Here is an 11,804-nt window from a genome sequence, read left to right as displayed (position 1 = left end):
CCTGTCATCACTCGCCGCGCAAGAACTCCAGCAAATCCTGATTCAGCTGCTCCTTGTTCGTATCGGCCAGTCCATGTGGCGCGCCTTTGTAGACGATCAACTTGGCATCCTTGATCAGCGCTGCGGAAGCTTTGCCTGAGGTTTCGATGGGCACGATCTGATCGTCGTCGCCGTGAATCACCAGCGTCGGCACGTCGAATTTGGCCAGGTCTTCTCTGAAATCGGTCGCGGAGAAGGCGGCGATGGAGTCGTAGGTGTTCTTGGCGCCGGCCATCATGCCTTGCCTCCAGAAGGACTGAATACGGCCTTGCGACGGTTCGGCGCCCGGGCGGTTGTAGCCGAAGAAGGGACCGGAAGCGATATCCAGATAGAGCTGCGAACGATCTCCATTCGATGCGTTGCGCAGGCCGTCGAACACCGAGAGCGGCACACCGTTCGGATTGCTGTCGCTTTTCAGCATGATTGGCGGTACGGCGCTGATCAGTGCGGCTTTCTTGACCAGGCCGGTACCGTGCCGGCCGATATAGCGGGCTACTTCGCCACCACCGGTGGAAAAGCCCACCAGGGTGACGTCTTTGACGTTCAGCGCGTTGATCACCGCGGCGAGGTCATCGGCGTAATGGTCCATGTCATTACCTTCCCACGGTTGGCTGGACCGGCCATGGCCGCGGCGATCGTGGGCGATGACGCGGTAGCCTTTGTCGGCGAGGAACTGCATCTGTGCTTCCCAGCTGTCGGAGTTCAGCGGCCAGCCGTGGCTGAACATGACGACCTGGCCAGTCTGCGGACCCCAATCCTTGTAATACAGTTCGACACCATCCTGGGTGATGATGGTGCTGGCCGAACGCGTCGCCTCTCTGGATGCTTCGGCAGCCATCGCAGCGATGGGAAGCGCGGCGGATGCGAAAGCGGCGGCGATGGCGATGCGAGTAAATGTGTTCATGGCTGATTACCTTTTGGTTGAGTTTCGTAAGTGGCGTTGCGTGTTGACGAGAAACATTGTCTAGTAGGCGGCAGTACGAATTAGCACAATTAGTCTCAACTTAATGACGGATCGTATTTTATGGTTGATCGACTTGCTGCATTGCTCGGCCACTTTTCTGTCAGCGCCCGCACCTTCCAGGCGGGTCCGCTATGTGGGGTGAACACGCTGGATGGGGTCGCCCCGTACGGCCAACTGCATTTGCTCAAGCGAGGGAAAGCGGAGGTCTGGCATGGCAACAGCAAGGCCCACAGCCTGGAGGGACCGGCCTTGCTGTTCTACCCGCGGCCGACTGCTCATCGCTTCGTCACCGATAGCGAACACGGCGCGGAATTCGTCTGCGCACACATTGCCTTCGAAGGCGCTGCGGCGAATCCGCTGGCGAATGCCTTGCCCACATGCGTGTGCCTGCCGTTGTCCGAACTCCCGGACAGCGTTCCGATACTCACCTTGCTGTTCGCCGAGGCGGAAGCCAGCAACTGTGGCCGCCAGACGATGCTTGATCGGCTGTTCGAAGTGTTATTGATTCAACTGCTGAGGCAACTGATGGAAAGCGGGGGCACCCAGGTTGGTCTGCTCGCCGGGTTTGCTCACCATCAGCTGCGCCGCGCCATCGTTGCAATGCATCAGGCGCCGGAAAAGGACTGGTCGGTGGAATCATTGGCGGCCGAGGCGGGTATGTCGCGAAGCGTGTTTGCCAATCAGTTCAGAATCGCGGTAGGTGAAACGCCCGCCAGCTACCTCCAGCGCTGGCGAATCGGCTTGGTTCAGAAGTGGCTGAAGAACGGCCAGTCGCTCAGATTGATCGCCGAGGAGGCGGGTTACGGCAGTGAATCTGCGCTGTCACGCGCATTCAAGTCCCAGTGCGGAATGTCGCCAAGGGTGTGGCTCAAGCAGGAGTGCCTTGCGCAGAAAGGCTGAGCCAAGCCTTTGCTCGCACGCCTTTTGGGCACAACCGCACAACGCAGCGGTCAATCAGATATATCCAGCTGATTGCGTACCCAGAGAAATGCCTATGCCCGATTCCGCGTCGCAAGCCGACCTGCCTCGCGATCTACATTACGTCGACGACACCCAGCCCGGCATCACCCGCAGGAAAGTGCGAGGCAAGTTTCAGTATTTCGATACCCAGGGCAAGCGCATCACTGATGCCGACGAGATCGAGCGCCTCAACTCCCTTGCAGTGCCGCCAGCGTATACAGACGTATGGATATGCGCCGATCCGCGCGGGCATTTGCAGGCCACCGGCCGTGATGCGCGTGGCCGCAAGCAGTATCGCTATCATCCGCGCTGGCGCGAGGTGCGCGACGCCGACAAGTACACCCGCCTGCAGGCGTTCGGCAAGGCTCTGCCAAAACTGCGCAAACAGCTCGAAGCGCAGATCGCCGAGCCGGGCTTTACGCGTGAGAAGGTTCTGGCCACCGTGGTGATGCTGCTGGATGCCACGCTGATTCGTGTTGGTAATACCCAATACGCCCGGGACAACAAATCCTACGGGCTGACCACGCTGCGTGATCGTCATGTCGATATCAAAGGCAGCGAGATCAAATTCCAGTTTCGCGGCAAGAGCGGAGTCGAGCATGAGGTCAGCGTCAAGGACCGTCGCCTGGCAAAGGTCGTCAAGCGCTGCCAGGACTTGCCGGGGCAAAACCTCTTTCAGTACCTGGACGAAAACGGTGCCCGGCATACTGTGAGTTCGTCCGACGTTAACGAATACTTGCACCGTATTACCGGCGCCGATTTCACCGCCAAGGATTACCGCACCTGGGCCGGTACCGCGATGGCGCTGGCAGTGTTGCGCGAGCTGGAGTGGCAGCCAGAATCAGACGCGAAGCGGCATGTGGTAGCCATGGTCAAGGACGTGTCCAAGCAACTCGGCAACACGCCCGCAGTCTGCCGCAAGTGCTACATCCACCCGGCGGTGCTGGAGCATTTCAGCCTGGGCGAGCTATCCAAGCTGCCCAAGCCGAGAGTACGAAAGGGGTTGAAAGCCGAGGAGGTGGCGTTGGCGATGTTTCTAGAGCGTCTCGCTGACGACTCCTCGGAGAAGGCCAAGGCGAGCTAGGCTGGCCGGCCTGTTCGTGTCCTATGGCGGCAACGCGCATCATCGAGGTCAGCCCGGTGGTGCGTCTGTTGCCTCTATGGCTTTCGCCGAGAGAGGCGCACCGAAAACCTTGTCGAACGCCCATTGGAATATGAACGCATAAAGAAAGAAGAAAGCAAACAGCGCCATGTTGGCCATCAAGGCTTCTAGCAACGAGATATGCAACCAATAGCTCAGGAGCGGCAATAACATAACCGTCAGGCCACCCTCGAATCCTACCGAGTGAACGACCCGTCTGGAGAAAGTACGCCTATGCTGTTCCTGCTTGTCTTCCCATCGCTCAAACGAGTAGTTATATGCCATGTTCCAGGCTACGGCTATAAGCGAAATGATAATGGAAAGCGTCGTAGAATGTGCAAGGTCGCTATTGTAGCTGTAGGCGAAAGCTGGAGATATGAAGAAAACCGCTAATGCTTCGTATAGAAGTGCTTGGAATACCTTTCTTTTAGGACCTTGCATCTTTCAGCCTCCTCCTGGGCATATTGCCCCGTATGGATTTCGCAGAAGAGCCTCGGTGCGTTAACAGGTCACCGAGACTGAAAGCGATTTGGGAGCAATTGATGCAGTTGAGCAATCTAGCTAGACTGAAGCCCATTAAGTTTTTCTTGCCAGAGACGCTTTGATGTTCAGAAAACTGCCGTTGAACGCCTTGCGTTCCTTCGAATCTGCGTCTCGGCTAGGCAGTCTAAGAGACGCTGCAGACGAGCTATCGGTGACCCCGGCAGCCGTATCGCTGCAGATTAGAAACCTTGAGGTGTCGCTGGGAGTTAAGCTTTTCGATCGGTTGCGCGCTGGTTTATCGCTCACCAATGAAGGTCGACTTCTTTCTCGACAGGTCCATCAAACCTTTAGTGACCTGTCCGCACATCTTGATAGATTTGTCCCAGATGCAGAGTCAGGTATTGTTCGCGTGACGACTACTCCATCCTTTGCAGCGTTATGGCTCATTCCAAAACTGGGAAGTTTCTACAGTGCTTTTCCCGACCACAGTGTCCGAATAGAAACGTCGAACGAGGTTCTAGATATAGAGACGGACAGTAGTTTCGACTTGGCTATTAGATCTAGCGTGAAAGAATATCCGGACTTGCATCAAATAAAACTCATGACCGAAGAATTCGGAGTGTTTGTTAGCCCAAATTACGCCAATGTAGTAGATCAGAAGCCTCGAGAGCTAATTGATCCGGCATGGTACGGGAGGACAGGATGTCCAGCGTCTTGGGCGCAGTGGTGCAGCAAAGCTGGCTACGATAGTTGGCTGGAAGATGCGCGTTTTATCGAGTACGACGACGAGCATTATGCGCTGCAGGCTGCAATAGCCGGACAGGGGTACATCCTGGCGAGCCTGACGCTCGCAGGTGACAGTCTAAAGCGAGGACTGCTCGTTCAGCATAGAGGGGATGTCACGATCCCGGGCGCGAGCTTCCTTGCGCTATGTACGCCTGGTCGAGAGAGGCGAAAGCCGGTCAGACAATTCCTTGATTGGCTCGTGGGGCAGAGTGCCGGAACATGATGCGCTGACGCAGCCATGCTGGGGTCGACTATGGTTAAGTTCTGAGGTCGTCCGACCTCCTGGCAAAAGCGAGTACGCATGTCCGACAACGATAATCGAATGTTTGGCTTGAACAGCGGTTCGAGCCTATGAACGACCATCTGCATATTGCAGGTCCCGATATTCCGGTTGAGCGGCTGATCGACGTTTATCAAGCAGGCCGTGATCACCCATCGCCCTGGGTCCCGATAACCGATCAGGTCATGGGCGGCATCTCTACTGCCGAACTGCGGCAGGGCGAGCGTCATGGTTCGGTCTGCACCTGCCTGTCCGGTCGCACCCGGCTGGAGAATAACGGCGGGTTCGTGCAGATGAAGCTTGATATCGGGCCGAGCTGGTCTCCCGGCGATTACGCTGGGGTGTTCATCGAGCTGTGCGGTGCGGCGCACGACTATGATTTAAGCATCAAAACGAGCCAGTTGGAGCGGCCCTGGCAATCCTTTCGCTACACCTTGCCGGTCGAACCGCAGTGGACGCGTTTCGTCGTGCCTTACGAAGCGCTGCGTCCGCACCGCACCGAGGCCGAACTGGACCCGGCAACGATCCGTAGCGTTGCGGGCATCGGTATCGGCACGGCGTTCGATGTCGACGTCTGCGTTCGACGGTTCGGTTTTTACCGCTGATCAACCTTCACGCAGCAACAGTGCCTGATTCTGCCGTAAGGCCTTCAGGGTGGGCAGCAGACCGCCCAGCAGCGCAAGCGAACTAACTGTTCCCGCGACCAGTGCGCCAAGCCACCAGAGATCACCTGCCGGCAATTTCAGCAGCAGAGCGGCCAGGGGCAGGGCGATCAGCGCTCCGAGCAGTGTGGCGAAGAGCGTGGAAATGAAGACCAGGAGCGCCGATTCAAGCAACATGGCGAACCGGATGGCTCGGTGCCTGGCGCCAAGACAGTGCAGCAGATTGGCCTCGTAGAGTTGTCGTCTTCGGCTGACGCTGACCACGCTGGAAAGCACCAGTAAGCTGGCAGTGAGGCTGACCAGGGCGATGGCAGCGAGGCCGGCAGTGGCCTTGCTGAGCAGTGCGCCAGCGGTTTCGAGCCAGTCTGCGGTGCGTAGGGTGATGACGTTTGGAATGTTCCTGGCCAGCCATTGCTGGGAGCGTTTCGCGGCCGCGTCACGCTGATAGACCACGCCGACGTAACGCCCGATCAAGGCGTCCAGCGCGCCATCTTGCAATACGCCTTCGAACCAGAACCGGGTCTGCAGACCTTTTTGCCGGTAAATAGCTTTGATTTCAGCGGCAACGGTCTGGCCTTCCACCAGAAAGTCCATCCGATCGCCCACGGCCAGTCCGAGCTCATTGGCTTCTCGATCCTCCATGGCCATGAATGCGGGCTCACCGGCTGGCGCAGCAGACGCCCACCAATCGCCCGCCACCAGTTCGAGGTCTTCCGGATTGCCTGAGAGGTAACTGAGCTTGTATTCGTCGCCCATCGCCTCGCGTCTGGCTCGCGAATCGTTCGCGAGCACCTCTGCGATCGGCTCCTCGTTGATCGCTGCCAGGCGGCCGCGCACTAAGGGCAGCAGTTCTGTCTGGCTGGCGGGGTCAAGGGACGCGAGTCCGGTTTCGACGGCGTCAATCTGATCGGGCAGCACGTCATACAGGATCAGCGCCGGGGCTTCGGCGGGTATGGTCGATTCCAGCGCACGTAGCAGGGTGCTTACCAGCAGGGTACAGGCGACGACGAGTGTCAGTGCCGTACCCAGCGAGAGCAGCGTTGCGCGCAGCGGCGAATCCGGTCGGTGCAGGTTGGCCAGCGCCAGTCGCCGAGCGAAATGGCGGTCGGCAAAGCCACCGTTCTCCAGCGCTCGGGCCGCGATTCGAAGCCCCTTGATCAGCGCTTCCAGCAGGCCCCAGAGCACTACCAACGCCAGCAGAAAGAGGAAGCCTAGCTGTGAAGACGGCAACCAGACCAGCAAGGCCGCGATATACACAGCCAGCAGAACGTAACTGGCCAGCCGCCAACTGCGAGGCTCGTGAGCGGCGGCCTGCACCTTGCCCCGGAAAAGCCCCGCCGGTGACGCAGCCAGCGCCCTGGCCAGTGCCGGCAATGCGAAAACGTAGGCGGTCAGCACCGCGAACAGCCAGCTTAGAAGCAGCGGCAGGGTCCACAGCGTCATCCACTGTGCAGCCCCGACGGGTGAGGACAATGCGAAGGAGTCGCCCGCGAGGTATATCGCGAGAGCCGATAGCACCAGGCCGACCACGCCGCCGATGATGCCGGCCAGGCTGCCCAGTAGGCCAATTTGCAGCAGGTAAACGCCTACCAGAGGCCTACGCCGCAAGCCCAGTGTCTGCAACGTGGCGATGGTGCCAAGCTTTTCTTCCAGATACGCGTGAATGCTGTTGGCAACGCCAAGGCCGCCAATAAACAGCGTGGTAAAGGCGATCAGGATCAGCGCCGTGGCGATCTGGTTCAACCGCTCGGCCAGGCGTTCACTGCGCTCGGCGAAGGTGGTGACATCCCAGCGGGTATCAGGGAAGGCCCGCTCGAACTCGTCCAGCCAGGCGTTCAGATCGCGGTCGGTCTGCACCCGATACTCATAGTCCACGCGGCTGGCTGGGCTGATCAGTTCGGTTGCCTGCAGTCCTGCGTCCGACAGCATGATCGGCAGGCCGCGCCAGTTGGCATTCAGGCTGCGATCAGGCTGCGCCTGGATGAGACCGCTGATGCGAAAGGTCGCAGCGCCAATCTGGATGTGATCGCCGATGGTCTGGCCGAGCCGTTCAGCCAGCAGGGGATCGACGATGGCGCCCCAGAGACCCTCCTGTTGCGCCGTCAGCTCACTGCGTGGTTGGTCTGGCGTCAGCTGCAGCTCGCCGTAGAGTGGATAGGCGGCATCGGCAATCAGTATCTCTGAGCTGAAGAAGTTTTCACCGTCCGCGTCGCTGACGATGGTATCGAGCTCGCGGACCAGCGAGATGGTCCCGGTACTACGTATCCATGCGAGCACCTCGTCTGGCAGCGGCTCGTTGGCTTCCAGCTCTACGTCCCCGCCAAGAATTGCGCGGGTATCAGCCAGCAGGCTCTCTTCGATGACTCGATAGAGGCTCGCCGTAGCCGCTACGAGCGTGACGCCGAGGATAAGACAGGCCAGAAAGATCTTCAGCACCGAGATGCGGGAGCGGAGATCGGTGATTGCGAACCGCAGCATCCACAGCAGGCGACCGATCCTTTCAGACGGCATGGAGGCAGCCACCTTCCATTCGAACCCGATGCTGGCAGCGCTCTGCGACGCGCTCGTCGTGCGTTACCAGTATGAGCGTGGACTTGCTGTCTCTATGCAAGTCGAATAGCAGCGATAGCACCTTCTCCCCAGTTTGCCTGTCCAGGTTGCCGGTTGGCTCATCGCCCAGAAGCAGACTGGGCTGATGCACCAGCGCTCGCGCAATCGCTACGCGCTGCTGCTCGCCGCCGGAAAGCTGTGCTGGATAATGCTGCAGTCGATGGCTTAGACCGACGGCTTCCAACATATTGATCGCTCGCTCGCGGGCGTTCGATTGCCCGGCAATTTCGAGTGGTAGGCTGACGTTACCCAGCGCGCTGAGGCCAGGCAGTAGATGAAAGGACTGAAAAATGATACCCAGATGCTGGCTGCGCCAGTCAGCCAGCGCGTTCGAATCCATCTGGCCCAGGCGCTGGCTGCCCACCAGTATCTCGCCCCTGTCAGGGCGCTCGAGACCCGAGAGCAGAAGCAGCAGCGAAGTCTTGCCGCTTCCTGAAGGACCAGTAATTGCCAGCGTCTCGCCGGGTGGAACGTTGAGAGAGGCGTTGTTGAGTACCGCGACGCTCCCTGACTCAGTGGGGTAGGTGAGGCAGATATCGCTCATCTGGACGCTGGTGGACACAAAGGCTCCGTTGGCTGGCAGGGCAGTGACCACACTATGCCATGCCAGACAACGAACGCGCGTGCACGAATCTATTGCGCATTCTTTCCAAACCAGCGACTGCCTTCGCGCCAATTGCGTGAAAGCTCAAGCCGGTTCTTCACGCTCCACCGATCAATGGCTAATAGCCCCGTCGCGCTTCAATAGTTCGCCGGCGGATCGCTGGCCGGAAACGATTCGTCGATGGTTTCGTCCAGCTCTTCCTCTGTGGTAGTGGTCCGATCGTCCTTGTCGCGCTCGGTCTTCTCCTGCTCTTTGGGCGGGCTCTGATTGCGTTGGTCTTCCGCATCGGGGTTGTGCATGGGAATGTCCTCGTGTGACGTTACTGGCTTGGCGTAACGAGCAGGTTGCTCATCAATAACGACTCCCCAGCGTGCATGTCGTTCAGTCAGTCGGCTCGGTGCGATGCTCGATTGCGGCCTTTGACCAGCGTCTTCTGCAGGGCCGCGACTTCCTTGCTTGCCTGGAAGACCGACTGAGTTGGCTGGGCCCTGCCGGTGCGCCCGAGATGGTCGATCTGTGCGTAGTACCAATACTGTACGGCAAAGGTGGCCATGACCTTCACCGCATTGACCTTGGTGAGGAAGCCCAGCCATTCGGGAAGAAGCGCCAACCGGTTTTCGTAGCGCGGAACCTCATCGAGGCCGGCCAGCAGTCGCGCTGGCGCGTCGGTCATCACGCACATCGGACGGCCCAGACCGATCAAGTCCGCACCGCCACTATCCAGCGCTTGCTGCATCACCTGTTTCTGGCGAAAGCCGCCGGTGACCATCAGCGGCACCGAGACCTTTTCTTTCATGGCCAGGGCAAAGTCGACGAAATAGGCTTCGCGCTGCTGGGTGGACTCCGCCACCGCCTGCGGCTCGGCCGCCTCGATCCCCTCGACGCCGAGAAGCCTGGGTTGCTCATACGTGCCCCCGGAGATTTCGATCAGATCGATGCCGGCCTGCTCCAGCCATGCGACGACCTGCAAACTGTCGGCGAAATCAAAGCCACCTTTCTGAAAATCGGCGCTGTTGAGCTTGACCGCCACCGGAAAATCGGCGCCGACTGCGTCGCGTATCGCTGTCACGGTATCCATCAGCAGGCGGGCGCGATTCTCCAGCGAGCCGCCGTATTCATCGCTGCGCCGATTGCTGCGTGGGCTGAGAAATTGAGACAGCAGATAGCCATGGGCTGCATGCACCTGCACGCCGGTAAAGCCCGCAGCCTTTACCGCAGCGGCGCATAGCGCAAAACGCCTTACGATCTCGGTGATTTCCACTCGCTCCAGCGCTACTGGCTCGCCGAACTGGCCGCCGGGCAGGCCCAGCTTCACTGCTGACGGGGCCTTGGGATGTGGATTGATCATCTTCATGGTTTGCCGGCCGGCGTGGCTGATCTGCGCCCAGAACTGGTTGCCGTTGCGCGTGGCGGCGTCGGCCCATCGACTCAGCGCTGCCTGCATGGCTGCGTCAGGCTCCCGGTCGATGATGACGTTGCCTGGGCGTTCGAGATGATCGCGATCAATCTGGATATTGCCGGAGAGCAACAATCCTGCGCCGCCATCGCTCCAGAGACCATACAGTCGCTCGAGTTCTGCGGTCGGCACGCCGTCTGGAGTTGCCAGGCCTTCCGTCATCGCGGCCTTGGCGATGCGGTTGGGGATGGTGACGCCACAGGGCAGGGTGAGGGGGGAGGCAAGTGTCGTAGTCATGGATCGTTCTTCTTATTGTATGAGGTACTGACAATTGTAGCCCCGGTATGCCGTGTTCCGTCGGGACCGGGCTCGATGCGTAGGGTGGATAACCGCGTAGCGTTGCCCACCGCTTGGGGCGTGAAGGGAGCTTGCGGTGGACAAGCTTCGCGTTGTCCACCCTACGGCGGGGTACGTCGCGCCATGCGCAGCGCTGTCTGGCTATTCGTAGATCAGGCGCATACGGTGGAACGGTTGAAAGAGCTATCAATCCCAGCTCAAGGCACCCCCGGTCTGATACTCGATCACTCGCGTTTCGAAGAAGTTCTTTTCCTTTTTCAGATCCATGATTTCGCTCATCCAGGGGAAAGGGTTGGTGGCGCCGGGGAAGTGCTCGGCAAGGCCGATCTGTGCCAGACGGCGGTTGGCGATGTATTTCAGATAATCCTCCATCATCGCCGCATTCATGCCGAGTACGCCGCGGGGCATGGTGTCGCGGGCGTATTCGATCTCCAGCTGCGTGCCCTGCAGGATCATCTGGGTTGCTTCGTCTTTCATTTGCGCATCCCACAGTTGCGGGTTCTCGATCTTGATCTGGTTGATCACGTCGATGCCGAAGTTCAGGTGCATGGACTCGTCGCGCAGGATGTACTGGAACTGCTCGGCCACGCCGGTCATCTTGTTGCGTCGACCCATCGACAGAATCTGGCTGAACCCGCAGTAGAAAAACACGCCTTCCAGCACGCAATAGAAGGCGATCAGGTTGCGCAGCAGTTCTCGATCGGTTTCCGGCGTGCCGGTGGTGAAGTTCGGGTCGGAGAGGGCGCGGGTATACTTCAGACCCCAGGCAGCCTTCTTCGCCACGGACGGAATCTCGCGGTACATGTTGAAGATCTCGCCTTCATCCATGCTCAGCGATTCCACACAGTATTGGTACGCATGGGTATGGATGGCTTCTTCGAAGGCCTGGCGCAGCAGGTACTGGCGGCACTCGGGATTGGTGATCAGCCGGTATACGGCGAGGACCAGGTTGTTGGCGACCAGCGAGTCGGCGGTGGAGAAGAAGCCGAGGTTGCGTTTGACAATGCGGCGCTCGTCTTCGGTCAGGCCGTCGGCGCTCTTCCAAAGCGCGATATCGGCCGTCATGTTGACCTCCTGTGGCATCCAGTGATTGGAACAGCCGTCGAGGTACTTCTGCCAGGCCCAGTCGTACTTAAATGGCACCAATTGGTTGAGGTCGGCGCGGCAGTTGATCATCCGTTTGGCGTCGACGCTGACGCGGCCGGCGGAGCCTTCCAGATCGGAAAGTCCCTCCTGGATGTTCAGTTCGGTTAATGCTGCCTGGGCGCGGGCTAGCGCGGCGGTAGCGGGTTGTTGTGGGAGGTGCGACTCGCGGCGACCGGAATGCGCTTCACTGCCGACCGGCTCGCTGTCGCCTGCGGCCATCGCTGCGTCGCGTGCTGCCGTTTGGATGGTGTCTTCGTTGTCGAAATCGTCCCATGTGAGCATGGATGTGGTTCCTCGTTCGTTCGTGGTCCGCTTTCGCGCCCAGGTCCGCCCCTGCAAGCGAACCTGTAGGAGCGGGCATGACCGCGAAGGGGTT

At 59.5% G+C, this 11,804-nt stretch carries 11 protein-coding genes; 4 read left to right on the top strand and 7 right to left on the bottom strand.

All coding sequences use genetic code 11. The features are described 5' to 3' along the window. Nucleotides 1-7: 7 nt before the first annotated feature. The gene (locus BLT85_RS08230) at nucleotides 8-943 is read right to left on the bottom strand and encodes an alpha/beta fold hydrolase (protein WP_093393046.1); all 936 of its coding nucleotides are present in this window, start codon (nucleotides 941-943) and stop codon (nucleotides 8-10) included. Nucleotides 944-1,063: 120 nt separating this feature from the next. On the opposite strand from BLT85_RS08230, the gene BLT85_RS08225 reads away from it, so the two are divergent. Together BLT85_RS08225 and BLT85_RS08220 are read left to right on the top strand one after the other, a co-directional pair. Next, the gene (locus BLT85_RS08225) at nucleotides 1,064-1,903 is read left to right on the top strand and encodes a helix-turn-helix transcriptional regulator (RefSeq protein WP_093393043.1); all 840 of its coding nucleotides are present in this window, start codon (nucleotides 1,064-1,066) and stop codon (nucleotides 1,901-1,903) included. A 94-nt stretch (nucleotides 1,904-1,997) separates the two neighbouring features. Next, nucleotides 1,998-3,047, top strand: coding sequence for a DNA topoisomerase IB (locus tag BLT85_RS08220; protein WP_093393040.1), 1,050 nt, complete (start codon nucleotides 1,998-2,000; stop codon nucleotides 3,045-3,047). 48 nt (nucleotides 3,048-3,095) lie between these two features. On the opposite strand, the gene BLT85_RS08215 is transcribed toward BLT85_RS08220, so the two are convergent. Continuing rightward, entirely contained in the window at nucleotides 3,096-3,545 is a 450-nt protein-coding gene (locus BLT85_RS08215) for a PACE efflux transporter (protein ID WP_093393037.1), read from the bottom strand. 163 nt (nucleotides 3,546-3,708) lie between these two features. Here BLT85_RS08215 and BLT85_RS08210 point away from each other — a divergent pair, with 163 nt between their 5' ends. Together BLT85_RS08210 and BLT85_RS08205 are read left to right on the top strand one after the other, a co-directional pair. Continuing rightward, a complete protein-coding gene (locus BLT85_RS08210; protein ID WP_093393034.1) occupies nucleotides 3,709-4,596 on the top strand; it encodes a LysR substrate-binding domain-containing protein in 888 nt (295 codons plus the stop codon). 128 nt (nucleotides 4,597-4,724) lie between these two features. Then, on the top strand, nucleotides 4,725-5,258 hold the full coding sequence (locus BLT85_RS08205; protein ID WP_093393031.1) for a CIA30 family protein: 534 nt from the start codon (nucleotides 4,725-4,727) through the stop codon (nucleotides 5,256-5,258). Here the strand turns inward: BLT85_RS08205 and BLT85_RS08200 are convergent, their stop codons facing one another. The 5 genes from BLT85_RS08200 to BLT85_RS08185 form a co-directional block, all read right to left on the bottom strand. Continuing rightward, on the bottom strand, nucleotides 5,259-7,826 hold the full coding sequence (locus tag BLT85_RS08200) for an ABC transporter permease (RefSeq protein WP_093393028.1): 2,568 nt from the start codon (nucleotides 7,824-7,826) through the stop codon (nucleotides 5,259-5,261). Next, nucleotides 7,816-8,469: an ABC transporter ATP-binding protein gene (locus BLT85_RS08195; protein WP_093397541.1), complete on the bottom strand. Its 654-nt coding sequence runs from the start codon at nucleotides 8,467-8,469 to the stop codon at nucleotides 7,816-7,818. Before BLT85_RS08195 ends, BLT85_RS08200 begins: the two co-directional genes overlap by 11 nt. A 197-nt stretch (nucleotides 8,470-8,666) precedes the next feature. Next, nucleotides 8,667-8,828 carry a hypothetical protein gene (locus BLT85_RS16735; RefSeq protein ID WP_172829822.1) on the bottom strand — a complete coding sequence of 54 codons (162 nt, stop codon included), beginning with the start codon at nucleotides 8,826-8,828 and terminating at the stop codon, nucleotides 8,667-8,669. 86 nt (nucleotides 8,829-8,914) lie between these two features. Continuing rightward, nucleotides 8,915-10,222: an NADH:flavin oxidoreductase/NADH oxidase family protein gene (locus tag BLT85_RS08190; RefSeq protein WP_093393025.1), complete on the bottom strand. Its 1,308-nt coding sequence runs from the start codon at nucleotides 10,220-10,222 to the stop codon at nucleotides 8,915-8,917. Nucleotides 10,223-10,468: 246 nt separating this feature from the next. Further along, on the bottom strand, nucleotides 10,469-11,710 hold the full coding sequence (locus tag BLT85_RS08185; protein ID WP_093393022.1) for a ribonucleotide-diphosphate reductase subunit beta: 1,242 nt from the start codon (nucleotides 11,708-11,710) through the stop codon (nucleotides 10,469-10,471). Nucleotides 11,711-11,804: the final 94 nt, after the last annotated feature.

It is taken from the genome of Halopseudomonas xinjiangensis (assembly GCF_900104945.1).
Classification (GTDB): Bacteria; Pseudomonadota; Gammaproteobacteria; order Pseudomonadales; family Pseudomonadaceae; genus Halopseudomonas; species Halopseudomonas xinjiangensis.
This window is presented reverse-complemented; position numbering and strand designations above follow the sequence as displayed.